This is a genomic window from Sphingomonas sp. LY54 (assembly GCF_035594035.1).
Classification (GTDB): Bacteria; Pseudomonadota; Alphaproteobacteria; order Sphingomonadales; family Sphingomonadaceae; genus Allosphingosinicella.
In genome coordinates, this window is the sequence record NZ_CP141588.1 from 1,148,088 (window position 1) to 1,171,568 (window position 23,481).

At 67.0% G+C, this 23,481-nt stretch carries 31 protein-coding genes; 14 read left to right on the forward strand and 17 right to left on the reverse strand.

All coding sequences use genetic code 11. The features are described 5' to 3' along the window. The first annotated feature begins 76 nt into the window (after positions 1-76). Positions 77-1,072 (forward strand): adenosine kinase, encoded by a 996-nt coding sequence (locus SH591_RS05855; protein WP_324750922.1) that lies wholly within the window; start codon positions 77-79, stop codon positions 1,070-1,072. Between the two features lie 113 nt (positions 1,073-1,185). On the opposite strand, the gene SH591_RS05860 is transcribed toward SH591_RS05855, so the two are convergent. After that, the gene (locus SH591_RS05860) at positions 1,186-2,772 is read right to left on the reverse strand and encodes an amino acid permease (protein WP_322831993.1); all 1,587 of its coding nucleotides are present in this window, start codon (positions 2,770-2,772) and stop codon (positions 1,186-1,188) included. A 130-nt stretch (positions 2,773-2,902) separates the two neighbouring features. Continuing rightward, positions 2,903-3,280 carry a histidine triad nucleotide-binding protein gene (locus SH591_RS05865; RefSeq protein WP_324750923.1) on the reverse strand — a complete coding sequence of 126 codons (378 nt, stop codon included), beginning with the start codon at positions 3,278-3,280 and terminating at the stop codon, positions 2,903-2,905. 95 nt (positions 3,281-3,375) lie between these two features. Here SH591_RS05865 and SH591_RS05870 point away from each other — a divergent pair, with 95 nt between their 5' ends. The 3 genes from SH591_RS05870 to SH591_RS05880 all read left to right on the forward strand — a co-directional run bounded on the left by SH591_RS05870 (position 3,376) and on the right by SH591_RS05880 (position 6,337). After that, positions 3,376-3,858 carry an SspB family protein gene (locus SH591_RS05870; protein ID WP_322831995.1) on the forward strand — a complete coding sequence of 161 codons (483 nt, stop codon included), beginning with the start codon at positions 3,376-3,378 and terminating at the stop codon, positions 3,856-3,858. 59 nt (positions 3,859-3,917) lie between these two features. Further along, positions 3,918-5,312, forward strand: a complete 1,395-nt coding sequence (fumC, locus tag SH591_RS05875) for a class II fumarate hydratase (RefSeq protein ID WP_324750924.1) — start codon at positions 3,918-3,920, stop codon at positions 5,310-5,312. 101 nt (positions 5,313-5,413) lie between these two features. Further along, entirely contained in the window at positions 5,414-6,337 is a 924-nt protein-coding gene (locus SH591_RS05880) for a dimethylarginine dimethylaminohydrolase family protein (RefSeq protein WP_324750925.1), read from the forward strand. 3 nt (positions 6,338-6,340) lie between these two features. Here the strand turns inward: SH591_RS05880 and SH591_RS05885 are convergent, their stop codons facing one another. Both SH591_RS05885 and SH591_RS05890 read right to left on the reverse strand, forming a co-directional pair. After that, positions 6,341-6,901, reverse strand: a complete 561-nt coding sequence (locus SH591_RS05885; RefSeq protein WP_324750926.1) for a DUF2585 domain-containing protein — start codon at positions 6,899-6,901, stop codon at positions 6,341-6,343. After that, positions 6,898-7,434: a DUF1697 domain-containing protein gene (locus SH591_RS05890; RefSeq protein WP_324750927.1), complete on the reverse strand. Its 537-nt coding sequence runs from the start codon at positions 7,432-7,434 to the stop codon at positions 6,898-6,900. The genes SH591_RS05885 and SH591_RS05890 overlap by 4 nt, the downstream gene beginning before the upstream one ends. Positions 7,435-7,625: 191 nt before the next feature. Here SH591_RS05890 and SH591_RS05895 point away from each other — a divergent pair, with 191 nt between their 5' ends. The 3 genes from SH591_RS05895 (at position 7,626) to SH591_RS05905 (ending at position 9,183) form a co-directional block, all read left to right on the forward strand. Further along, the gene (locus SH591_RS05895; protein WP_324750928.1) at positions 7,626-7,799 is read left to right on the forward strand and encodes an HP1242/YdcH family protein; all 174 of its coding nucleotides are present in this window, start codon (positions 7,626-7,628) and stop codon (positions 7,797-7,799) included. A 108-nt stretch (positions 7,800-7,907) separates the two neighbouring features. After that, positions 7,908-8,540: a guanylate kinase gene (gene gmk, locus SH591_RS05900; RefSeq protein WP_324750929.1), complete on the forward strand. Its 633-nt coding sequence runs from the start codon at positions 7,908-7,910 to the stop codon at positions 8,538-8,540. A 64-nt stretch (positions 8,541-8,604) separates the two neighbouring features. After that, positions 8,605-9,183 carry a hypothetical protein gene (locus SH591_RS05905; RefSeq protein ID WP_324750930.1) on the forward strand — a complete coding sequence of 193 codons (579 nt, stop codon included), beginning with the start codon at positions 8,605-8,607 and terminating at the stop codon, positions 9,181-9,183. Here the strand turns inward: SH591_RS05905 and SH591_RS05910 are convergent. The 9 genes from SH591_RS05910 to SH591_RS05950 all read right to left on the reverse strand — a co-directional run bounded on the left by SH591_RS05910 (position 9,170) and on the right by SH591_RS05950 (position 14,594). After that, a complete protein-coding gene (locus SH591_RS05910) occupies positions 9,170-9,868 on the reverse strand; it encodes an ATP12 family chaperone protein (protein ID WP_324750931.1) in 699 nt (232 codons plus the stop codon). The genes SH591_RS05905 and SH591_RS05910 overlap by 14 nt on opposite strands. Continuing rightward, a complete protein-coding gene (locus SH591_RS05915) occupies positions 9,865-10,095 on the reverse strand; it encodes a hypothetical protein (RefSeq protein WP_324750932.1) in 231 nt (76 codons plus the stop codon). The genes SH591_RS05910 and SH591_RS05915 overlap by 4 nt, the downstream gene beginning before the upstream one ends. Beyond that, positions 10,092-10,751 carry an HAD-IA family hydrolase gene (locus SH591_RS05920; protein WP_324750933.1) on the reverse strand — a complete coding sequence of 220 codons (660 nt, stop codon included), beginning with the start codon at positions 10,749-10,751 and terminating at the stop codon, positions 10,092-10,094. Before SH591_RS05920 ends, SH591_RS05915 begins: the two co-directional genes overlap by 4 nt. Further along, entirely contained in the window at positions 10,748-11,866 is a 1,119-nt protein-coding gene (locus SH591_RS05925; RefSeq protein WP_324750934.1) for an RluA family pseudouridine synthase, read from the reverse strand. Before SH591_RS05925 ends, SH591_RS05920 begins: the two co-directional genes overlap by 4 nt. After that, complete coding sequence (locus tag SH591_RS05930) at positions 11,863-12,240, reverse strand: fluoride efflux transporter FluC (protein WP_324750935.1); 378 nt, start codon at positions 12,238-12,240, stop codon at positions 11,863-11,865. The genes SH591_RS05925 and SH591_RS05930 overlap by 4 nt, the downstream gene beginning before the upstream one ends. Positions 12,241-12,300: 60 nt before the next feature. Beyond that, on the reverse strand, positions 12,301-12,975 hold the full coding sequence (locus tag SH591_RS05935) for a hypothetical protein (RefSeq protein ID WP_324750936.1): 675 nt from the start codon (positions 12,973-12,975) through the stop codon (positions 12,301-12,303). 80 nt (positions 12,976-13,055) lie between these two features. Further along, positions 13,056-13,379: a ribose-phosphate pyrophosphokinase gene (locus SH591_RS05940; RefSeq protein WP_324750937.1), complete on the reverse strand. Its 324-nt coding sequence runs from the start codon at positions 13,377-13,379 to the stop codon at positions 13,056-13,058. A 32-nt stretch (positions 13,380-13,411) separates the two neighbouring features. Then, complete coding sequence (locus SH591_RS05945) at positions 13,412-13,915, reverse strand: hypothetical protein (protein ID WP_324750938.1); 504 nt, start codon at positions 13,913-13,915, stop codon at positions 13,412-13,414. 37 nt (positions 13,916-13,952) lie between these two features. Further along, positions 13,953-14,594 (reverse strand): DUF4893 domain-containing protein, encoded by a 642-nt coding sequence (locus SH591_RS05950; protein ID WP_324750939.1) that lies wholly within the window; start codon positions 14,592-14,594, stop codon positions 13,953-13,955. 166 nt (positions 14,595-14,760) lie between these two features. Between SH591_RS05950 and rarD the strand changes: the two genes are divergently transcribed. Both rarD and SH591_RS05960 read left to right on the forward strand, forming a co-directional pair. Next, positions 14,761-15,711, forward strand: a complete 951-nt coding sequence (rarD, locus tag SH591_RS05955; protein WP_324750940.1) for an EamA family transporter RarD — start codon at positions 14,761-14,763, stop codon at positions 15,709-15,711. A gap of 7 nt (positions 15,712-15,718) precedes the next feature. Further along, positions 15,719-15,940, forward strand: coding sequence for a hypothetical protein (locus SH591_RS05960; RefSeq protein WP_322832013.1), 222 nt, complete (start codon positions 15,719-15,721; stop codon positions 15,938-15,940). Here the strand turns inward: SH591_RS05960 and SH591_RS05965 are convergent. The 4 genes from SH591_RS05965 to SH591_RS05980 are packed head-to-tail and all read right to left on the reverse strand — an operon-like array spanning position 15,937 to position 20,403. Next, on the reverse strand, positions 15,937-16,161 hold the full coding sequence (locus tag SH591_RS05965) for a DUF2188 domain-containing protein (protein ID WP_322832014.1): 225 nt from the start codon (positions 16,159-16,161) through the stop codon (positions 15,937-15,939). The two genes, SH591_RS05960 and SH591_RS05965, sit on opposite strands and share 4 nt — an antisense overlap. Positions 16,162-16,217: 56 nt before the next feature. Further along, on the reverse strand, positions 16,218-17,918 hold the full coding sequence (locus SH591_RS05970) for a CHASE sensor domain-containing protein (RefSeq protein WP_324750941.1): 1,701 nt from the start codon (positions 17,916-17,918) through the stop codon (positions 16,218-16,220). Positions 17,919-17,953: 35 nt separating this feature from the next. After that, positions 17,954-18,487 (reverse strand): TOL_0243 family YfiR-like periplasmic protein, encoded by a 534-nt coding sequence (locus tag SH591_RS05975; protein WP_324750942.1) that lies wholly within the window; start codon positions 18,485-18,487, stop codon positions 17,954-17,956. A 17-nt stretch (positions 18,488-18,504) separates the two neighbouring features. Beyond that, a complete protein-coding gene (locus SH591_RS05980) occupies positions 18,505-20,403 on the reverse strand; it encodes a TOL_0244 family TonB-dependent receptor (protein WP_324750943.1) in 1,899 nt (632 codons plus the stop codon). 178 nt (positions 20,404-20,581) lie between these two features. Here SH591_RS05980 and SH591_RS05985 point away from each other — a divergent pair, with 178 nt between their 5' ends. From SH591_RS05985 to SH591_RS06005, 5 genes are all read left to right on the forward strand, one after another. After that, a complete protein-coding gene (locus tag SH591_RS05985; protein ID WP_324750944.1) occupies positions 20,582-21,178 on the forward strand; it encodes a YdeI/OmpD-associated family protein in 597 nt (198 codons plus the stop codon). A gap of 60 nt (positions 21,179-21,238) precedes the next feature. After that, complete coding sequence (locus SH591_RS05990) at positions 21,239-21,808, forward strand: NifU family protein (RefSeq protein WP_322832019.1); 570 nt, start codon at positions 21,239-21,241, stop codon at positions 21,806-21,808. Between the two features lie 22 nt (positions 21,809-21,830). Beyond that, positions 21,831-22,433, forward strand: coding sequence for a tRNA (adenosine(37)-N6)-threonylcarbamoyltransferase complex dimerization subunit type 1 TsaB (gene tsaB, locus SH591_RS05995; RefSeq protein WP_322832020.1), 603 nt, complete (start codon positions 21,831-21,833; stop codon positions 22,431-22,433). After that, positions 22,430-22,897: a ribosomal protein S18-alanine N-acetyltransferase gene (gene rimI, locus SH591_RS06000; RefSeq protein WP_324750945.1), complete on the forward strand. Its 468-nt coding sequence runs from the start codon at positions 22,430-22,432 to the stop codon at positions 22,895-22,897. The genes tsaB and rimI overlap by 4 nt, the downstream gene beginning before the upstream one ends. 111 nt (positions 22,898-23,008) lie before the next feature. Continuing rightward, positions 23,009-23,437, forward strand: coding sequence for a Ros/MucR family transcriptional regulator (locus tag SH591_RS06005; protein ID WP_322832022.1), 429 nt, complete (start codon positions 23,009-23,011; stop codon positions 23,435-23,437). Positions 23,438-23,481 lie beyond the last annotated feature (44 nt).

Consider the following 23,481-nt stretch of genomic DNA (forward strand, 5'->3'; position numbering starts at 1 on the left):
CGGCAGCGTCAACGATTGATCCGCCGCGGCCGGGCGGCTAGGCCGAGCCATCTTCCACGAAGCCCAAGGATCCCACGTGACCGAAGCCCGCCTCGACGTCCTCGCCATCGGCAACGCCATCGTCGACGTGATCGCCGCCACCGACGACGCCTTCCTTGCGTCCGAGCAGCTCGACAAGGGTTCGATGCGGCTGATCGACGCCGACGAGGCCACCCGCCTCTACGACCGGATGTCCGCGGGCCGCGAGACAAGCGGCGGATCGGCCGCCAACACTGCCGCCGGCGTCGCTGCCTTGGGGGGTCGCGCCGGCTTCATCGGCCAGGTCGCGAACGACCAGCTGGGGCAGGTCTTCAGCCACGACATCCGCGCGCTCGGCGTCGAATTCGCCACCCCGGCTTCGGACGGCGGCGTCCCGACCGCGCGTTGCCTGATCCTCGTCACGCCCGACGCGCAGCGCACCATGAACACCTTCCTCGGCGCGTCGCAGCACCTGCCCGCCACCGCGCTCGACGAACAGCAGATCCGCGACTCCGCGATCCTCTACCTCGAAGGCTACCTCTGGGATCCGCAGGAGCCGCGCTGGGCGATGATCAAGGCGATCGACATCGCGCGCAGCGCCGGCCGCAAGGTCGCCTTCACGCTCTCCGACAGCTTCTGCATCGCGCGTCACCGCGAGGGCTTCCTGCAGCTGATCGACGGCGGCAAGGTCGACATCCTGTTCGCCAACGAGGACGAGATCAAAGCGCTGGCCGGCGAGCCCGACTTCGAGCGCGCCGTCGCGGCAACCGCCTCCAAAGTCGAGACCCTGGTGGTCACGCGCAGCGAGAAGGGCGCCGTCGCCATCCGCGGCGACGAGCGCGTCGCCGTCCCGGCCGAGCCGGTCGCGCAGGTCGTGGACACGACCGGCGCGGGCGACCTCTTCGCCGCCGGCTTCCTCGCCGGGCAGGCGCAGGGCCGCAACCTCGAGCACAGCCTGCGCATGGGCGCGATCGCCGCGGCCGAGGTCATCTCGCATTATGGCGCACGGCCCGAAACGGACCTGAAGGCCTTGGTCGCCCAGAAGCTGGGCTGACAAAGGGGGCGGATCGCCCCCTCGCCGCCGCACCAACAAAAAGGGAGGCCTCCGGCCTCCCTTTTTCATTTGCCGACTCCCCTCTCCCGCCGGGCGAGAGAGGGGCGGTGCGATCAGCGGACCGTCGGGCGTTCCTCGTCGATGCCGGGGATCGGCGGCTCGATATCGTGAATATCGCTCTCGTGCACCTCGACGTGGCCGCGGCCGAGATGGCTGTTGCGATAGCCGTAGACAAAGTAGAGCACGAAGCCGATCGCGGCCCAGGCGGGCAGCACGATCATCGCCTCGAACGGCAGGTTGAAGAACAGGAACAGGCAGCCCGCGATCGTGAGCGGACCGACGAGCCACAGGGCCGGGGTCCGGAACGGACGCGGCCTGTTCGGTTCCCTCCGACGCAGCATCATGACCGCAACCGCGACCATGAAGAAGGCGTAGAGCGTGCCGGCATTGGCGACGTCCGCGAGCTGACCCACCGGCAGGAAGGCGGCTGTGAACGCGACCACCGCGCCGGTAATCGCGGTCACGACATACGGCGTCTTCCACTTCGGGTGGATCTTCGACAGACCCTCCGGCAGCAGTCCATCGCGCGACATCACGAAGAAGATGCGGGTCTGACCGAACAGCAGGATCAGGATCACCGACGGCAGCGCCACGAACGCCGCGATGCCCAGCATGTTGCCGATGCCGCTGAAGCCGATCTCGCGCAGCACATGTGCCAGCGCCTCGTTCGAGCAGACCAGCATGCCGGCAAATTCGGGCAACGCGCACTGGCGCGCGAGCTCTTCCGAACCGGCCGGGAAGGGGATGCCGTTCGGCCCCATGATCGGCTGGCCTCCGACCGAGCCGATCGCGCCCGCCGCGACCAGGATGTAGAAGACGGTGCAGAAGAGCAGCGAGCCGATGAGACCGATCGGGACGTTGCGCTGCGGGTTCTTAGTCTCTTCGGCCGCGGTGGAAACCGCGTCGAAGCCGACATAGGCGAAGAACATCGTCGCCGCGGCGCCGACGGCGCCGATGCCCGAGCCGAACCCGCCGAACACGCCGGCCGGCAGGAACGGGTTGAAATTATCGAGATCCGACCGCGGCAGCGTCAGCACGATGAACGCCGTGAGCGCCGCGACCTTGATCGCCACCAGCACGGCGTTGACGCGCGCGCTCTCGGTGGTGCCGATCATCAGCAGCCACGTGACGAGCAGGGCGATGGCGACCGCCGGCAGATTGATGAAGCCGCCCGGAGCGCCGCCCAGCGCGAGCGGGCCGGCGCTGAGGAACGCGGGAAGCTGAACCCCCAGGAACTGGTTGAGTATGGTCCCTGTGAAATAGCCGGACCACCCGACCGACACGGCCGACGCGGCCACTGCATATTCGAGAACCAGGGCCCATCCCACCGACCAGGCGAGCAATTCGCCCATGACCGAATAGGTGTAAGTGTAAGCCGAGCCCGCCACCGGGATCATTGCCGCGATCTCAGCATAGCAGAGCGCCGCGACGATGCAGATCGCGCCGGCGATGGCGAAGGCCAGCATGAGCCCCGGACCGGCTTTCTGCGCGCCGGCCGAAGTCAATACGAAGATGCCCGTGCCAATGACGCAGCCGATGCCGAACAAGGTCAGTTGCAGCGCGCCCAGCGTGCGGTGCAGCGATTTCTTTTCGGCGGTAGCAAGAATGGCATCGAGAGGCTTTACGCGCCCGAATATCATGTCCGTCCCCCTTGGGAGCACGGCGTCACTGCGCCGTGCCTGGTTGTTATCGGCGCGGAACCTAGCGGCTTATTCCAGGCCCGCCTAGATAAAATGCCGCCTATTCACGTGAAGGAAAAGTGAATGGGTTCTAGCGGGACAGCATCGGCCCGAGCGGCCGTCCGGCGAAGATATGGACATGGAGATGCGGCACTTCCTGGCCGCTGTCCGGCCCGGCATTGGCGAGCAGGCGATAGCCGGGCTCCAGCAGCCCCGCTTCACGGGCAATGCGACCGACGGCGCGGACGAAGCCGGCTATCTCCTCGTTCGATGCGCGCCCAGAAAAGTCATCCCACGACACGTAGGCGCCCCTGGGAATGACGAGGATGTGGGTCGGCGCCTGCGGGTTGATGTCGTTGAAGGCGAGCGCATGCTCGTCCTCATAGACCTTCGAGCAGGGAATCTCGCCGCGCAGGATGCGGGCGAAGATATTGTTTGTATCGTAGGGCTTGGTCGCATCGATCGGCATCGGCAGGGTCCTTCGGGAACGGCGGAATCAAACAAGCACGCATGTTAGGAGCAACGCGCTTGACCCGTCACGGGGCTTCGTTACCAGATGCCAAAATGAGTGACGACACGCCCGATAGCCTGATTCCCTACGACGAAATCGTGCAGGAGGCCCTGCGCGCGGTCGTCGGCCGTGTGCTTGGCGAAGTCGAAGCGACCGGCACGCTGCCGGGCGAGCACCATTTCTACATCACCTTCAAGACCGCCGCCCCGGGCGTCGACATCCCCAAGCACCTTTCCGAGCGGTTCCCGGACGAGATGACGATCGTCATCCAGAACCGCTTCTGGGATTTGAAGGTAGGCGAGGACGGCTTCGAGGTCGGCCTTAGCTTCAACCAGTCGCCGGCGCGTCTGGTCATTCCGTTCGCGGCGATCACCGGCTTCGTCGATCCGGCGGTCAACTTCGCGCTCCAGTTCCAGGCGCAGGCCGAGGAAGCCCCGCAGGAGCATGAGGAAGCCGAGAACGACCATCCGCCTGCGCCGCAGCCGGCCGGGGACGGATCGAATGTCGTTTCCGTGGATTTCAGCCGCAAGAAATAGGGGCGTTCGCGGCCGGCCGTCCGGGCCGAGCCTGTCGAGCCCCTTAAACGGGGGAGCCGATGACGAGCGAGATGCGCACCGAGAGTGACAGCTTCGGCCCGATCGAAGTGCCGGCCGACGCTTATTGGGGCGCGCAGACGCAGCGCTCGATCGACAATTTCCCGTTCGGCCCGCGCGAGCAGATGCCGCCCGAGATCCTCCATGCGCTCGGCTTCGTGAAGCAGGCGGCGGCGCGGGTGAACGCCCGGATCGCCGGCCTCGACGCCGGGCTCGCCGAGGCGATCCAGCAGGCCGCGGCCGAAGTCGCAGCCGGCGGGCATGACGACCAGTTCCCGCTGGTCATCTGGCAGACCGGTTCCGGCACGCAATCGAACATGAACGCCAACGAGGTGATCGCCGGGCGCGCCAACGAGGTGCTGACCGGCCGCCGCGGCGGCAAAGAGCCGGTCCATCCCAACGACCATGTCAACAAGAGCCAGTCCTCCAACGACAGCTTCCCGACCGCGATGCACGTGGCGGCGGCTCGGGCCGTCCGACGGCGGCTGATCCCGGCGCTGACGCGGATGCGCGATCGCCTTGCCGCCCAGGCCGAGGCCTGGGACCGGATCGTCAAGATCGGCCGCACCCACCTCCAGGACGCGACGCCGTTGACGCTCGGCCAGGAATTTTCCGGTTACGCCCAGCAGCTCACCGACGGCATCGCGCGGGTGGAGGCGGTCCTGCCGCGCCTTTATCGCCTTGCCCAGGGCGGCACCGCCGTCGGCACGGGCCTCAACGCGCCGGACGGCTTTGCCCAGGCCTTCGCCGCGGAGATGGCGAAGCTTACCCAGCTTCCGTTCGAGACGGCGCCCAACAAGTTCGAGGCGCTGGCGACCCACGACACGCTGGTGGAGCTTTCGGGCGTGCTCAACGTGCTGGCCGTGTCGCTGAGCAAGATCGCCAACGACATCCGCCTGCTCGGCTCCGGCCCGCGCTGCGGCCTTGGCGAGCTGAGGCTGCCCGAGAACGAGCCAGGCAGCTCGATCATGCCGGGCAAGGTCAACCCGACCCAGGCCGAGATGCTGACGATGGTGGCGGCGCAGGTGATGGGAAACCATGTCGCCGTGACGGTCGGCGGACTGCAGGGCCATCTCGAGCTCAACGTGTTCAAGCCGCTGATCGGCGCCAATGTGCTGCGCTCGATCGACCTGCTCTCAACCGGCATGGAGAGCTTCACCGAGCGGACGCTCGACGGACTCGCTCCCGACGAGGCCCGCATCGCGGCGTTGCTGGAACGCTCGCTGATGCTGGTGACGGCGCTGGCGCCCGAAATCGGCTACGACAACGCGGCGAAGATCGCCAAGCACGCCCACGAACAGGGGCTGACGCTGCGCGAAGCGGGGCTCGCCCTCGGCCTCGTCGACGCCGAGACGTTCGATAGAATTGTCCGCCCGGAAGCGATGCTCGGCCGCTGAACTGATCGAGATCAGCCACTTCTACGGAACCGCGCGCACGGTTGCTTGGTTTAGCTCCCGTAACCAACCGCCGATCTTTCTGGCCAAAAGCAGAGACTTGCATGCTGTTCGACTTTACGCCGGCCGAGCCCGCGATCGGCGACGGCCTGGTCCTCTCCGAGGTTCGTCCCCGCTGGGGTGTCGATTCCGAATATGGCCGCCTCACCGACGTGATGGTGTCGCCGCCGCCGCATCTCGAGATCGTGCCGTGCAACAGCGTCGCCATCGACGCGCTCGCGCAAGGCTTGGTCTGCTGCGCCGAGACCGCGGAACGCCAGCACCAGGCCCTGGTCCGGGCACTCGATGACGAAGGCGTGCGTTGCCACGTCGTGCCGGCGGCGAGCGACATGCCCGATCTGTCGTTCACACGCGATTCGACGCTGATGACGCCGTGGGGTCTGCTCGCGCTTCGGCCTGCCCTCGGCCATCGGGCGCGCGAAGTCTGCCATGTTCTGGCAGAGGCGCAGGCCTCGGGCGTCCCCTATCTCGGCGCGATCGAGGAAGGGAGCATCGAAGGCGGCGACATCTGCCTGCTGCGGCCGGGCACGATCGTGATCGGCTACTCGGGCGAACGCACCGACAGGATCGGCGCGCAGGCGCTCGCGCGATTGTTCGAGCGGCGCGGGTGGGACGCTATCGTCACCCGCTTCGCGCCCGAGCATCTGCATCTCGATACCTTGTTCACGATGCTCGATCGCGACCGCGCGGTGGCTTGCATCGAAGCGCTGGAGCCGGCTTTCGTCGAGCGAATCCGCAAGCTCGGCGTCGAGCTGATCCCCGTCACCCTCGACGAGGTCCGCCAGCTCGGCGCCAATCTGGTCAGCCTCGGCGGCGGCCGGATCCTGTCGTCGGCGGGCTGCAGCCGCATCAACCTGAAGCTCGCCGAGTTCGGCTATCGCGTGATTGCCGTGGAGATCGACCAGTTCGTGCGATGCGGCGGCGGCGTCCATTGTCTGACGATGCCGCTGGCGCGCCGGCCGGGCTGACGCTCAGCCGGCCTGCCAGACGCGGATCGCGTCGACCGGCGCGACCAGCATCAGGACGTTAAGCGTCAGATTGTCGCGGATCGTCCACAAGGTCAGCAGCTCGAATGCGATTGCGATCGCAACGGTCGCCCAGACCGGCAGGCGGCGCGCCAGCAGGAAGCCGAGCGTCATCCAGCCGATGTCGGCCACTGAATTCAGCACGCTGTCGCCGTTATAGCCGAAGGCGAAGGTCGCCTCGCGATAGCGGTCGATAATGAACTGGCTGTTCTCCAGCAGTTCCCAGGCGGCCTCGATCGCCACCGCGGCGAGCCAGCGTTCGCCGAATGGGTTGCGGCGGAGGAAAAGCCAGCCGAACCAGTAGAAGAGAAATCCGTGGATGATGTGGCTGGGCGTGTACCAGTCCGCGATATGCTGGCTGTTGTCGGCGCTCTGCACCGCGCCGGTCCACAATTTGACGTCGCCGCAGGTGCAGATCGGCGGACGGCCCATGGCCAGCAATACGATTATCGTCAGCGCGACCATCAAGGCCGCGATCAGCCAGTGGCGCCGCTCGATCGCCCTCATTGCGCGAGCATTTCGCAGAGCGCCTGCACCGTCCGCCAGTTGCGGCTGGTGGCGGGCGAGCCGATGGCGCGATCGATCAGGGTCGGCGTCAGCTTCGATCGGCCCGAACCGGCGGGATAATCGATCCACAGCGCGCCACCGGCCTCAGCCACCCTTTCGGCGTCGGCCGCGCGCCTCTCAAGGGCGGCAGCGGCCCCGACCGCGGGCGGCGCCTTCGAGACGAGCAGCATGACGAGGTTGGGGCGTGCGGCAGATGCGTCCGCGAAGGGGTTGGCCGCGGCGTGCGCCGCCCATTGCGCTGCCGACCTGACGACGACGTCGACGGCGATGCCGAACCGCTCCGCCGACGCTTTCTCGAGCTGCGCCTCGAGCCCTTCCGGTTCGCCCTGAGCCGAGAAAACGACGTTGCCGCTCTGGATGTAGGTGGCGACGTCGGTCCAGCCGATCGCGTCGCAAAGATCGCGCAATTCCGCCATGGGGACCTTGCGGCCGCCGACATTGACGGCTCTCAGAAGCGCGACGAACCGTAACATTGCCGTACCGATAGCACTTGAATTCGCCCCCGCCTCCCATATTTTGAAGGAGCGGACCGGGCCCCTCTGGCGGCTGTCCCTGCGACAGTCGTGATGTCGGACCGCATCGGGTTAGCTCGATGCAGGTTCAATTGCCCCTGTCTCTGCATCAGCTAGCCCGATCGATTTCACATCGATTGAGGAAGCTGAACATGAACCCCATCATCGCCCGTATGGCCTCCGTCCACCGCAAGCTGGACGACGAGATACGCCGCGAGCGCAAGCGCCGCGCGCCGGACGTCTTCCGGATGCAGCGGCTCAAGAAACTGAAGCTGGCGATCAAGGACCGGCTGTACCGCCGCGCGGGACACCTTCTTCCCGCCTGAAGCGCAGGCGTACCGGCGGCCCGCATGCCCCCGCGGAGCGCCGGCCTTTTCCTCGCCGGCCATGGCCGGCGGCTTGACGGGCACCCTTGCCCCACGCCACTAGCGCGCATGGCCACCAGTCAGAATCTCCGGCGGCGCGGGCTGCTGTTCGTCCTTTCCAGCCCCAGCGGCGCGGGCAAATCCACCATCGCCAAGATGCTGCTGGCGCGCGACCAGGACATTTCACTGTCTGTCTCGGCGACGACGCGGCCGATCCGCGACGGCGAGATCGACGGCCGCGACTATCATTTCGTGACCGACGCGGACTTCGATCGCATGGTCGAGAGCGGCTCGTTCCTCGAATGGGCGCACGTCTTCGGACGGCGCTACGGCACTTTGATCTCCGAAGTCAGCCAGTCGATCCAGGACGGCTGCGACGTGCTGCTCGACATCGACTGGCAGGGCACCCAGCAATTGAAGCAGGTCGACCCTGACATCGTCCGCGTCTTCATCCTCCCGCCCTCGATGGACGAGCTCGAGCGCCGCCTGCGCGCGCGCGGCACCGACAGCGAGGAAGTCATACACGGACGGATGGAACGCGCCGCTGCCGAGATCAGCCACTGGGCTGAATATGATTATGTGCTGATCAACGAGGATGCCGGGGTCTGCCTCGACAAGGTGCATTCGATCCTCGAAGCCGAGCGGATGAAGCGCTCGCGCCGCATCGGCCTCACCGATTTCGTCCGCGGCCTGATCGGCTGACGCGTCTTTTTCCGTTCCGCCGCGTTTCGATACTGTTTCGCAGGCAGAATAAGGGGAGGAACGCATGGGACGCATCATCATCGGCGCCATGGCCGCGGCCGTCGCCATGTTCATCATCGGCTTCATCTTCTTCGCCACGCCGCTGATGAAGCTCGGCACGGGCAGCATCGACAATGCCCAGGCCGCGACCGTGCAGCGCGCATTGGCCGCCAACCTCCCTGCCACGGGTACTTATTTCATCCCCGGCGCCGACACGCCCGAGCAGACCGTGATGTACGGCCAGGGGCCGATCGCCACCGTCCATTACAATGTCGGCGGCTTCTCGGTCGCGGATCCGGGCGCCATCGTGGGCGGACTGATCTTCAACTTCGTCGTGGCACTGCTGATCGGCGCGGCACTGATGGCCGTGGCCGGACGTGTGACCGATTTCCCCTCGCAGGCCCGGCTGATCATCCTGTTCGCGGTCGCCGGCGCGGCCTACACCCATCTCGGAGAGCCGATCTGGTATCACCACGACTGGGGCCACTTCATCTACCTGTTCATCGCCGACGCGCTCGCGCTCGCGGTCGCGGGACTGGTGATCGCGCGCTGGTTCCTGGGCGGGGTCCGCCGCGTGCCGACGGACGCGCCTAGCGAGGTTTGAGCAGGGTCAGGAAGCGGTAGCCGGCCTCGAAGTCGCGGCGACGGTTGTCGAGCATGGCTGTGGCCTCGGCATCCTCGCCCCAGTGCTCGGCCTGGAAGGCTTCGTCGACGGTGGCAGCGGTCCAGGCGCGGCCGAGATCGACGGCCTCCTCGGCCAGCGCCAGCGCGATCACCAGCGAGCCGGTGATCGTCACCAAAGGCGCCAGGGCCGCCAGCTCGAACGGGTCGCGCGTGGCGATGGCCTGATCGAGCTGCTTCAGCGTCATTTCGTGCTGGGCCTTGTGCATGACGCCGCACACGATCTCGAAATCGATATCGAACCGGCGCCGCGCCCAAGCCAGGATCGGGTCCCAATGCTCGGCCTGGCGCTCGACGAGAGCATTGGGGTGCTCGGCGCGGTAGCAGAGCAAATCGCTCTCGCCGTAGGACGCGAGGCCGCGGGCGAATGTCTCCCGATCGGTCGCGACGCGGTCGATCGCCGCATTGGCGAGGCCGGTCAGCGGCATCGAGCGCGGATCGACCTTCTCGCCCTGCGCATCCCATTCGGCCGCAATCGCCCGGCCGAGCGCCTCGGTCGGCACGACAAGCGGGTTGCGCGCCGGCGTCTTTACCGGGCGGTCGTCGAGGAAGATCTGCCAGGCGCCGTCGAGCGGACGGGCCGACGCCTGCGTATAAAAGCGCTTCAAGGCTCGGGCGTCCGCCACTTGCGCGCCAGATATTTCGGCGCGCCGAAGCTGGCGACGAGGCCGATCAGCGCCATCGGAAGGCCGATCTCGGGCGCTCCACCTTCGCGAACCATGCCGGTCTGCCAGATGAGCAGGCCGATCAGCACCACGACCGTGGCGGCAATCCGCACCACGTTCATCATGATGAAGCGGTTCCGCCACATCGCCTGTTCCTGCTCAGGGGTCATGCAAGCGCCTTTGCGAGTTCGAGGATGTCCAACGGATGGGCGACGATATGGTCCGCCCCGGCCGCCACCAATTCTTCCGCGTCGTGATAGCCCCAGGTGACCCCGATCGCGGTGACACCGGCGGCGCGCGCCATCGCCATGTCGAAGCTGGTGTCGCCGATCATCAGCGTCGTCCCGGGCGCGGCCCCGGCCTCGGCCATCGCCTGCTCGACCATCGAGGGATGCGGCTTGGACGGGTGACGGTCGGCGGTCTGCAGCGTCACGAAGCGCGGCTTCAGGCCGTGATGGTCGAGGCAGATGCGGAGGCCGCGATCCGATTTGCCGGTGGCGACGCCGAGCAGCCAGCCATCCAGGTCGAGCTGCTCGATCAGCGCGGCAATACCCTCGTACAGCGGCTCGTCGACCAGGCCCTTGCCGCGCAGGCGGTGGAAGGCCAGCTTGTAATCCTCGGCAAGGCGCACGTGGAATTCAGGCTCATGCTCGGGAAGCATCACCTGCATCGCCTCGACCAGGCTGAGGCCGACGACGCGGCGCGTGCGCTCGCGCTCGGGCGCATCGAGCCCGGCGCGGGCGAAGCAGTCCTCCATCGCCAGGCAGATGTTGATCTGGCTGTCGACCAAAGTCCCGTCGCAATCGAAGATGGCGAGCCGGTTCACGCGCGTCCGCGTCCCCTGCGCTCGCCCTTGCGGTCCTTGCGGCGCGCCTTGGCGGCGGCCGACGCCGCCTTGCGCTTGCCCTCCGCGGTTTCGGAGAATTTGATCTCGTCGAGCGGCAGGTCGCCCTGCTCGATCTCGAAGCCCAAGGACGCCAGGCTCTCGGCGAAGTGGGTGGGCAGCTCGGCGGTGACGTCGACCTGGCCGCCGTCGGGATGGTCGATGCGGATGCGACGCGCGTGGAGATGCAGCTTGCGGCTGATCGCACCGGTCAGAAAGGCGTCCTGGCCGCCATATTTGCCGTCGCCGACGATCGGGTAGCCGATCGCCGCCATATGGACGCGAAGCTGGTGGGTGCGCCCGGTATGGGGCTGCAGTTCGACCCACGCCGTACGGTTGCCGGCGCGTTCGATCACCCGGTAGCGCGTCCGCGAGGGCAAGCCCTCTTCCTCGTCGACATGCATCTTCTCGCCGCCGGTGCCCGGCTGCTTCGCGAGCGGCAGGTCGATGAAGCCGTCGCGGATCTCGGGAACGCCCACGACCAGGGCCCAATAGACCTTGCGCGCGGTGCGGCTCGAGAAGCTCTTGGAGAAAGCGGCGGCCGCGCGGGCGCTGCGCGCCAGCAGAAGCGCGCCCGACGTGTCCTTATCGAGCCGGTGGACCAGCTTGGGGCGCTCGCCGCGCTCGTCGGCGAGTCCGTCGAGCAGCCCGTCGAGATGGGTGCTGGTCTTGGTGCCGCCCTGGGTGGCGAGGCCCGGGGGCTTGTTGACGACGAAAGCGGCCTTGTCGCGGTGGATCACCATCTCGTTGACATAGGCGATCTCGTCTTCGCTCAGCGCCTGGCGCTGGACGGTCGGGCGCGCCTTTTCGGGCGCGGGCGCCTCGGCCGGCGGGACGCGGATGACCTGCCCCGCCTCGATCCGGTCGCCCGGCGCGGCACGCTTGCCATCGACGCGCAATTGCCCGGTGCGCGACCATCGCGACACGAGGTTGAAGGTCGCATCGGGCAGGTTGCGCTTGAACCAGCGGTCGAGGCGGATGCCGTCATCGTCGGGTGCGACTTTGAACTGGCGGACCTGATCGGAGGCGGCGGTTTTGGAGGTATCGGACTTGGTCATGCGGGAGCCTTGGCGAGCCAGAGGCCCAAAATGAGGAGCATCACCGAACCGGCGACGGAAGAAACGGCGTAGGCGGCGGCGAGCACGGCCTCCCCGCGCTGGAGCATCTGCACCATCTCCAGGCTGAAGCCCGAAAAGGTGGTGAAGCCGCCGAGCAGGCCAACGCCCGCGAACAGGAGAAGCGGCTCGCCCGGCGCGCCCTGGCGCAGGACGATTCCTGCGAGGAGGCCCATCATCAGGCTGCCGCCGAGATTGATCAGCCAGGTTCCCCACGGGAAGGCGGGGCCGAGCAGGTGCAGCGCCAGCCTGCCGACATGATAGCGCAGGCCGGCGCCGAGCGCGCCGCCGAGCATGATGAGAAGCAGGTTGGGCATGGCCGGCGATGTAGCGAGGCCGGACCCGATCCGCCAGTACCCAGGCCGCCTGTCGGCGCGTCAGCCGCTATTGGCGATCAAGGCGACGTCGGTGCCGCCGCCATCGAGCGGAGTCAGGATCAGGAAATAAGCGGCGCCCGCCGCATTGGTGCCGGCGAGGACGAGGTCGGTGCCGCGCTGCTGCTGCTCGGACGAATAGCCGGCGCCGATCGCGCGCGCCCGATACCAGTCGCGCAACCGGCCCGGCGCCTCGCCGCTCGTGAACGTCACCACCCGCAAGCGGCAGTCGGCGGCGTCGCGACCCGCGGCCTCGGTGACCCGGCCGCCGGGATAGACCGTGAAGGGGGCCGGCAGTCGCCGGGCCCAGGCGGCATCGTAATCGAGACGATCCTCGCCGCAGCGCGTGGCTTCAGCGGCGAGGCCGGCACCCGGCCGGCCGGCGGTCGCCGGTGCAGACGCGGACCGGCCGGCGCTCTCCGCGCCGACGGGATATTGCGCCTGGACCGGCGTTTCGGGCGGACGAACCGCATTGCGATTGGACTGCTGGACCAGATCGCGGTCGACCAGGATCTGGTCCTCGAGCGCGCTGGTCAGCGCCGGATCGGTGTCGTTGGCGGCGATCTGGTTGTCGAGATCGGCGAGCTCGGCCTCGTCCGAGCCGCGGCCACAGGCAGCGAGCATCACCAAAGCAGCGAAGGTCGCGAAATGGAAAAGCCGGGCGAGACGCTTGATCATCGCCTGTCCTATGCCACGATTCGCCCGGTAAATGGGTGAGCGGACGTAGTTAATCCGGCAGCTTTACATGCGCTGTCCTATTATCGGACTTTCCAATATTCAAAGGTTTCGGCCTGGACCGAGGCTATGAAGCGCTCGGCTTCCGGCCCCTCCCACGGCCCTTCATAGCCGCGACTGCGCGCCCCGCCCGCAACCCACCAGCCCTGGCCCGGGATGCCGTCGCTCTGGCGGACGACGAGCACCGCCAGTTCGGGCTCGCCGCGCGCTTCCGCCTCCTCGTCGACCGTGCCGAGCACGGCGCAGAGCTGGCGCATCTTGGGCCGCGAAAAATGATAGCCGAGCCGCTCCAGCATCTCCGAATAAGTGAGGGCGTGGCCGGCGCGCGCGGCGGCGACGAGATGCATGCGCACCTCCTCCGGATCCGCGAGCGCCATCGTCAGTTGCGGTCGCGGAAGATCAGGCGGCCGTCGGTGCCGGTGCCGCGCGGCGCGATCTTCACCGTGAACGGGTCGCCGTCGTCCTTCTGCGTCGCCTCGATCCGGTAACCGGCGCCCTCGCGAACGTCGGAGGCGACGGCGAAGGCCTGGGCCCGTGCCGGATCGCGATACCAGGCCGCGACCTTGTCGGGCGCGTCGGCCGTGGTGAAGGCAAGCTCGACGCCGCCCCCGCCACTTCTGCCCTCGATATGGAGGCCGCTCACCTTGGCGCCCGGATAGAAAAGCTCGCTATCCGTGTCGGTATCGGCATTGATCTCGTCGGGGATGTCGAGCTTCAGATCGAAGCCCGGCGCCTTGATCGAGACTTGCCCCTCCTCCGCCTTGCCCTCGGGCGAAACCTCGGCGGCGGAATTGGTATCGGCGGCGGCATCGTCCTTGCCGATCCGCGCCTCGCAGGCGGCGAGCAGAGCGAGCGTGGCGATCAAGGCAACAGGCGTCTTCATGTCCGTCTCCCCCGGCATTGAGAAGGCCATGTTTAGCCTATTGGACGGCGGGCACCAGTTCGAACACTTCGAGGATCGCGCCTGACTGCGGCCACGGCATGACCAGCCGCCAGCGGAACGGCCCGACCCGCTCGACCACCCCGACGAGATCGCGCTTCTCGTCGTCGCCATAAGCAAGCGGGCTGGTCTCGTCGCCGAGCGCCACCGAGCCTAGAAAGATGTGGCGATCGTCGCGGTCGGGATAGATGAAGCCGGCGGGGCGCTGCGAGCCCGTCTGCTTGACGATGGTGAGCGTGTCGCCATCGACGTCGACATAGCAGAAGAAGGGCTTGTAGGCGGCGAAGGCCGCGCCGCGCCCGCTTTGCTGGCCCAGCTTGATCACCCGGCAATGATAGGAGCCCGGCGACGGCGCTGCGCGCGGCAGGGCGGCGTCCGGTTCGAGCAAGGTGCCTTCGCCCTCGATCGCGCGACGGAAGCCGCGGCTGCGCGCCTGCCGCAAACCTTCCTGCCAGGCCTCGCCGAGACGGTGGATCCGGTCGATGTCGGCGGGCGCGGCGGCCGTCATCCATTCCGGCTGGCGCTCCTCGGTGATCTGGACGGTCGCCGGGGGACGGGTGAGTGTCGTGCAAGCTGCGCAGGCCAGCAAGGCCGCGAGCGCCAAATACCGCAATCCTGTCATAGTGCCGCCTCCCCCACGAAGGCCCCCCGGACCTCAGGAGGTGGACGCTCAAGGTTAATTTTGTGTTAAAGTGATGCCAATCAGGGCGGGAGCGCAAGGATCGGCTGGGGCCGATTGCGGCTGGCCCGCGCTTGTTTGCTCTCCTGCCCTGCTCTAGGCGCCCACCATGACCGACGAGCATGCGCGCGGCCGCGCCGGATTATTCCTGGGCCTTGGCGCCTATTTCCTGTGGGGCTTCCTGCCGCTCTACTTCAAGCTGCTCGCAAACCTGCTGCCGACCGAGATCGTCGCCCACCGCATCCTGTGGTCGCTGGTCTTCCTGGGCGTGCTGGTGACGGTGTGGAAGCGCTGGGGCACGATCCGCGAGGCGCTGCGCACTCCGCGCTTGATGGCGATGCTGCTCGCCACGTCGGTGCTGATCGCGGGCAACTGGCTCGTCTATATCTGGGCGGTGCTCAACGGCCACGTTCTGGAGGGCAGCCTCGGTTATTATCTCAATCCCCTGGTCAACGTCCTGCTCGGCGTCGTGCTGCTCAAGGAGAAACTGAGCCGCGCCCAGATTTTCGCGGTCGGGCTGGCCTCGGCCGGCGTGGCGGTGCTTGCGGTCGGCGCCGGCAGCGGATTGTGGATCAGCCTCACCCTCGCCTGCACCTTCGCGGCCTACGGCTTCATCCGCAAGGTCGCGCCGGTCGACTCGCTCGAGGGGCTGTCGATCGAAACGGTTTTGCTCGCGCCGGTCGCGCTCGCTTGGCTGTTCTGGCTCGAGCAGGAGGGCAGCGGCGCGATGCCGATGGACCTTGCCACGACCTTGCTGGTGATGGGCGCCGGATTGGTGACGGCGGTGCCGCTGCTATTGTTCGCCGCGGCCGCCAAGCGCCTGCCTTATTCGACGCTCGGCTTCCTCCAATATGTTGCGCCGACCATCCAGTTTCTGCTCGCGGTTTCGCTGTTCGGCGAAAAATTGACGACGGCGCACATGATCTGCTTCGGCGCGATCTGGAGCGCGCTCGTCATCTTCGCGGTCGACGGCATCCGCTCAGGGCGGCGCGCGTCGCGGGCGCGGCGGGCGGCGTCGGACAAGGCTGCGGCTTGCGTCGAGCCCTGCTCGGTCCCATGATCGGGTGATGCTGAACCTCGTCTCGCTTGTCATCGGCGCGGTCGCCCTGGTCCTCACGGCGGTTGCCTTCCTCCCCCTGCTCGGCTGGATGAACTGGTTCTTCCTGCCGATCGCCGTCGTCGGCCTCGCGGTCGGCGCGATCTCGGACGGCAAGAGCGGCCGCAACCTCAACCTAGTCGTGCTCGTGATCGGCGTGCTGCGCCTGATGCTGGGCGGCGGGATCTTCTAGATCTTGATGTCGCGCGGAAGCGCGCCGAACCATTCGCGCTTGCAGAGCTCGCCGTCATCGGCGGTGAGGAAGGCCTCGCCGCCCATCGCCTCGGCGCGGGAGCGGGCTTCGGCCCAGGCTTCCTGCGGGGTGGCGTGGGCGCTCGCCTGACCGGGCAGCCCCTCCTCGCGGACGATCCAGCTCTCGCCGCTCTTCATCGCCCAGAAATTGCGTCCGGTCATCGATCCGCTCTCCCCCAGTTATTTTTGGGGGAGCGTAACCGATGTTTTTCGACGCGTCACGCCATGCGCGCGGACATCGCCTCGTCGAGCGCGGTGGCGATGGTTTCCAACCGGTAGGGCTTGTAGACGACCGGCAATCCGCCGGTGCCCGAGGTCGCGATCCGGTCGCTGAAGCCGGTGGTGAGCACGATCGGCAAATCGGGCCGCTCGGCGCGCAACTGGTCGGCCAGTTCGAGCCCGCTCATGCCCGGCATCACCACGTCGGTGAAAACGGCGTCGAGCTCGTGCTCGCCGGCAAGGCTCAGCGCCTCCTCGCCCGAGTGGGCGCGCAGCACCGTGTGGCCGAGTTCGCCGAGCAGCGCTTCGGCAAAGGCGCCGACTTCCTCATTGTCGTCGACCACGAGGATCCGGCCGGTGATACCAGACGCCGTGACCCGGCCCAGCGCCGTGACCGGAACGGCAACTGCCTCCTCGCTGCACGGCAGGATCAGGGTGACCGTGGTGCCTTCGCCGACGACGCTGTCGATCGAGACGTCCCCGCCCGACTGGGCAGCGAAGCCATAGACCTGGCTGAGGCCGAGGCCGGTCCCCTTGCCGACATCCTTGGTGGTGAAGAAGGGCTCGAACACGCGCGCCAGCGTGTCGGCATCGATGCCCGTCCCGCTGTCGGTGATAGCGAGCCCGGCTCGGGGCCCGCCTGCTTCGGTCGCGGGAATATCGAGCGTGCGGATGGTGAGCGCGCCGGCCTCGTCCATCGCGTCGCGCGCATTGACCGCGATGTTGAGGACGGCCGCTTCGAGCTGGGTCGGATCGACTTTCACGGCGCACAGATCGGGCGAAAGCTCGATCTGCACATTCATCCGCTCCCCAAGCGTTCGGTCGAGCAGTTCCGCCATGCCCAGGATATGGGCATTGAGATCCAGCACTTCCGGCTTCAGCGGCTGGCGCCGCGCGAAGGCGAGCAGCTGGCTGGTCAACGAGGCCGCACGCCGCGCCGTCTGTGCGATCGCGTCGGCGAAGCGGATGCGCTTTTCCTCGCTGAGGTTCGGCCGCTGGAGGATGTCGGCGGAGCCTTGGATCACGGTCAGCAGATTGTTGAAATCGTGGGCGATGCCGCCGGTGAGCTGGCCCAGCGCCTGCATCTTCTGCGCCTGGCGGAGTTGCTCCTCGGCCTTGGCGCGCTCCTCGATCTGGATTTGCAGCTCGCGATTGGCCTCTGCCAAAGCGCCGGCGCGAAGCTCGAGCTCGCGATTGACGCGCCGCAGGACATTCTGGGCGAGGCCGAGAATGATCGCGATCACCGCGGCCATCAGGATGAACAAGGAGACCAACGCATAGCGCGTCACCCGACGCCCTAGGCCTTCGCGGGCGATGGCGAGATGAACCGAGCCGATCCGCTCTCCGTCGCGCAGCACCGGGACCGTCGCGGCAATGTCGCGCTGCCCGGGAGCCGCTATCGCCGCCGTCGATGGCGGCACGACCTGGCCGTTGCGCTCGAAGCCCGCAACCAGGCGGTCCGACTGATTGTAGATCGCCGCGAACTGGACCTGCGGATTGGCCCGCAACGCATTGACCGATTCCTGCGCGGCGGCAGCATCGCCGAAATCGAGCGCGGCCGTCACGCTCGCCGCAAGGATTTCAGCCTGGACCCTGGTTTCGCTTAGCTTCTGGCGCTGATGCGAGGCCTCGTTCTGGAAGATGACGCCGAGGCCGGCCAGCAGCAGCAAGGCCGCCAGCAGGATCGCGGCGGCCGGCATGTTCCTTGGCCGAGATTGAAGTCGCGGCAACCGGATCATACGCGCCGCTGCTTCACGCTCAGCGCCACGCCGAGCAAGCGCGAGCTGATGTCGAGCCGGCTGCGCGCGGCCAGCGCGTCGTTGACGTGGAAGCTGACGCGGCCCTTCTCGACCGCGAAATGGATCATGCCGCGCACCCCGCCATCGCGGGAATCGGTGATGGTAAGCACCGGCCTGTTCGCCAAGGCCGCCAGGATCTGGCCCGTGGATTGATCGTGGGTGCCGCGCACGAAGGCCAGATGACAGCCCTCGGCATCGGCCGCCGTCCGCATCCGCCGGAGCGCCACCGGATTCTGCTCGACGCGCTGGCCGGCGACGGCCTCGTCGAGCAACTTGCCGAACGGATCGCTGCCGATGACGCAAATCTGCAGGGGCTTGCCGGCCGGCGGCTGCGCCTGCGGCGGCCAGTTCACGTAGCGGGCGAACTTCGGCAGGAACGCCGCCTTGACCGAATATTCGGTGGGCTGCTGCGCCGCCGCCGGCTGGGCGAAGCCGATCAGCAGCAGCATGGCCAGACAGCGGTCGCGCATGGAGAAGGACCGGGCCATCAGAAACGCAGCCTCGTGCCGGCGTGGATGCTGCGCTCGATGCGCTGGGCGCGAGCGGGTTCGCCATTCTCCTCGTGGGTGGCGCGGAGCAGATTGTTGCCGGCGACGAAGAATTCGACCGCAGGAGTGACCCGCCAGCCGAGGCGCGCCTGCGCCTCCACGTAGGAATCGACCTCGGGCCGTTCGAGATCATCGATGACGCGGACGCCGAGGTCAAGATCGACGTTCGAAGCCAGGTTCATCTGCGACCGCACCGTCAGCTTGAAATCGGGATCGTTGCCCGCCGAGGCGCCGTCCGCGATGTCGGCATGGCCGCCGTCGACGGCGAAGCTCTTGCCGAGCGTCGAGAGGCCGAGGCGCAGGCGCCACCAAGAGGTGAGCTGCTGCGTCGCCCACGCCTCCACGCCCCAGGTTTCGCCGCCGAGGCCGTTGGCGAGCCGGATCGGCAGGCCGCCGCCGGACGCGAACTCGGTCGTGCGCAGATCGTCGTAGAGATTGTAGAAAATCGAGACGGAGAGCGTCGTGCTGTCCGTCGGCCGGCCGCGATAGCCGGCCTCGATCGCGGTCACCTTTTCGGAAGCGAAGTCGTCCGCCTGGGCCAGGATCGGCAGGAAATTGAGGTCGCGGTCGATCCGCGAGGGAGTGCGCACCGCCCGCGACACCGCCGACCACAGCAGCGTACGGTCGCTGGGCTGCCAGGCGAGTCGCAGGTTCGGCAGGATCTCCCATCCGCTGAACGACGAGCGCTCGAACTTGACGCCCGCTGTCAGCGAAAGCCGGTCGCTGAGCGCATAGCGATCCTGCACGAACATGTTCAGCGTCCACAGCCGGTCGCTCTCCGGATCGAGCACGAAGGGATTAAGATCGTTTTCGAACAGATCCTTGGTCGTGCGCGCGCCCGCGCCGACGACGACGTCGTGCCGGCCGATCGAACTGGTAAACTGCCCCTCCACGTCGAACGTCTCGAGCGAGTCGCGCACCAGCAGGAACTGGCGTTCGAACTTGTCGTAATAAGCCTGGAGCTGGACATTGCTGTCTTCGCCGACTCGGCCGGTCCAGCGCGCCAGGATATTGTGCCCCTGCTCGCCGTCGGCCGCGGTGGTCGCGACTTCGGTGTCGAACAGATCGCCCTGCAGCGTGAAGCTGCTGTCGTCCGAGCCGAGGTCCATCCGGAAGCCGGCCTGATAGCCGCGATAGCGGTCGTTGATATCGCCGGCTGGACCCGCAGGCTGGTCCGAGCGATCGAAATAATTGCCGTAGACACGCACCGCGCCGGTTTCGCCGATCGGCATCCCGTATCGCAGCGCCGCCGTGCGCTCGTTGGCCGCCACGGTCGCGCGCGCCAAGCCGCCGAGCGTATCGCGCGCATCCTTGGTGCTGATGTTGATGACGCCGTTCACCGCGTTCGGTCCGTAGAGCGTGCCGCCCGGGCCGCTCACGACCTCGATCTGCTGGACATCCTCCAGGACCGGCGCGTGCAGCTCCCAGAATATCGCCGAGAAGAGCGGCGTATAGATGCTGCGGCCATCGATCAGCGCCAGCATCTTGTTGGCCGTTTCATAGCCGTTGAAGCCGCGCGCGCTCACCGCATATTGCCGCGCGTCGATGCGCTGTGCCTGCAGATTTGGGGCGAGCCGCAGTGCTTCGGGCAGCGAGGTCGCGGTCGCGCGCATCAGATCCTCGTTGCTGATCACGTAGATCGCCGCCGGCGCCCCGCTGAGCGGCTCGGCCCGCTTGGAAACCGATGTCACCTGGACCTGCGCGAGTTCCTCGATCGAAAGGTCGCCAAGCTCGGCCGGCGATTGCGCGTGCGAGGGCGAAGGAAGCAGGACGAGTACCGCTCCGGCCAGCCCGAACGCCGAAGCGCCGCGCTTCCAAACCGAAGAATCCGAACCCATTCACGCCCCCTGACCGGTACTGCAACAGGCCACGCGAACAGGCATGGCGCGAGGGGCTTAGCAAAAAACCAATTCATTGCGAACATGTTGGATTTACAGCCTGCCCGTGTGGTCCGGCTCGCGCTTGCGCCGCTGCGGCCCGAGGGACATGATCGCCCTCCAAGCCAGGGAGAGGGCCATGCCTCGCGACGCACGCATCGACGACTATATCGACCGGCAGGCCGACTTCGCCAAACCCATTCTGCGCCATCTGCGCGCGGCAGTGCACGCCGCGTGCCCGGAGGCCGAGGAAACGCTCAAGTGGAGCATGCCGACCTTCCTATACAAGGGCGAGCAGCTGGCCGGCATGGCCGCCTTCAAGGCGCATACCAGCTTCGGTTTCTGGCGCGGCAGCCTGGTCCTTGGCGACGAGGCCAAATCCGACGAGGGCATGGGCCAGTTCGGCCGTATCACCTCGGTCGACGACCTGCCCGAGCCGGCTGCGCTCGCGGGGCTGATCCGCAAGGCGATGGAACTCACCGACGCGGGCGTGAAGCCGGTGCGCAACAAGACCACCAAAGCGCCGCTCCCGATGCCCGACGATCTCCGCGCGGCGCTTGACACGGAACCGGCGGCGGCGCGGACGTTCGATGCGTTCAGCCCAAGCAGCCAGCGCGAATATGTGGAATGGGTGACGACCGCCAAACAGGCCGCCACGCGGGAGAAAAGAATAGCCCAGACGGTCGAGTGGGTCTCCGAAGGCAAGAAGCGCAACTGGAAGTACGAGAATTGCTGAACGGCGCACCTGCGGGCGTTCGCACTTGATCCACGGGGGGCGCGGGGCCAAATGGGATTCATGCTGATCCAGACCGAAACCACGCCCAATCCGGCGACGCTCAAGTTCCTGCCCGGCGAGACCGTGATGCCGAGCGGCACGCGCGATTTCGCGACTCCGGAGGAAGCCGAGGCTTCGCCGCTCGCCGAGGCGATTTTCTCGACGGGCGACGTCGAAGGCGTGTTCTTCGGCCGCGACTTCATTTCCGTCACTGCCGCGCCCGGTGTCGAATGGCTGCACTTGAAGCCCGAAGTCCTGACGGTGCTGCTCGATCATTTCTCGAGCGGCGCGCCGCTGTTCAAGCCCGGCAGCGCGTCGGGAATCGCGGTGCCGCTCGACGCGGTGGCCGAGGACCCGGCCGATGCCGACATCGTCGCGCAGATCAAGGAGCTGATCGAGACGCGGGTGCGGCCGGCGGTGGCCCAGGACGGTGGCGACATCGTCTATCGCGGCTTCCAGAAAGGGACCGTCTATCTCGCCCTGCACGGTGCCTGCTCCGGCTGCCCGTCCTCGACGATGACGCTGAAGAACGGGATCGAGGGACTGCTGAAACATTATGTTCCCGAGGTCGAGACGGTCGAGGCCGTCTGACGCCGCTCCCCGGATCGCTGACATGCTGCTGGTAATCGACAGCGCGACCGCCGCCTGCTCGGTCGCCTTGATCGACGGCGATCGCCTGCTCGACGAGCGCCACGAGGTGGTCGGTCGGGGCCATGCGGAGCGCCTCGTGCCGATGATCGCCGAAATATTGGGCGGGCGCCGGCCGACCGCGATCCTCGTCGATTGCGGTCCGGGCAGCTTCACCGGTGTGCGCGTCGGCCTCGCCGCTGCGCACGGGCTGGCGATCGGCTGGGGCGTGCCGCTGTCCGGTTACTCCTCGACCGCTTTGATCGCCGCATCGGCCGCTGGGAACGAAATCGCGGTTGCGTTGATTGGCGGTCATGGACAGATTTTCGTCCAACGGTACGGAGGCGATCCCCTGCTGCCCCTGGACGAGCTTCGTTCGCTGGTTCCCGAAGAAGCCGCGGCCCTGATCGCGACGCCGGACGTATATGGCAGCGGCGCCGAACTGCTGGTCGGCGCTCGCGGCCATGGCAGCGCTCATGACGCTCTGCCGCGCGCCGCCGATGCGCGACTGCTCCCCGCGGGCCTCAGATCGCTGCCGCCGCGGCCGATCTACGGGCGCGCGCCCGACGCGAAGCCGATGCCTTTATGAGCGGCATCAGCGTCAGCGAAGGAAGCGTTCTCGATCTCGCCGCCGTGATGGACGTGATGGAATCGGCGTTCGATCCCGCCTTCGGAGAAGCTTGGACGGCGCCACAATGTGCCGGCCTTCTGCCAATGCCCGGCGTGTGGCTCAGCCTGGCGCGCGACGGCGACGAAGTACTCGGCTTCGCGCTCGGCCGAGTCGTCCTGCGCGAGGCCGAACTGTTACTGCTCGCCGTGAAGCGCGAAGGTCGCGGCCGCGGCATCGGCCAGTTGCTGCTCGACCGTTTCATCCAGGTTGCAGCAACGCGCGGCGCGCACGACCTCCATTTGGAGGTGCGGGAAGGAAACAGCGCGATAAACCTTTACGCGAAAACGGGCTTTTCCGAAGTTGGACGTCGCCGCAACTATTATAGCGGCCGTGACGGCCAGGTTTACGACGCACTAACGCTCGCGAAGAGCATTACCGTGTAAACCGCGTAAAGAAGCTTTCTGCCGAAAATCTCTTGTAAATCACGCGGTGGGGGACCATTTGCCGCGCAGGACCAGGTCCCCTCCTTTTATTCGAGAGAGCTTAAGCCTCCCATGGAAAACGTCGACAATTTGAATGAAGCCCTGATCACGCTCACCGCCGACATCGTGTCCGCGCATGTCAGCAACAACAGCGTTGCTGTTAACGATCTTCCGCTGCTCATCGAGAACGTCCACGGCGCGCTGACCGGTCTCGGCACCGGCCAGGCCGAGCCCGAAGTGAAGCAGGAGCCGGCTGTGTCGGTCCGCTCGTCGGTGAAGCCGGACTACATCGTCTGCCTCGAAGACGGCAAGAAGCTGAAGATGCTGAAGCGTCACCTGATGACGCACTACAACATGACGCCCGACGAATATCGTCAGAAGTGGGGCCTCAACGCCGACTATCCGATGGTCGCGCCGAACTATGCCGAACAGCGCCGCGCGCTGGCCAAGAAGATCGGCCTCGGCACCAAGCGCCGCCGCCCGGCTGCACCGAAGAAGTAACGAAGACCGGCCGGGACCCCGCGTCCCGGCCACTTTGGCCTTCC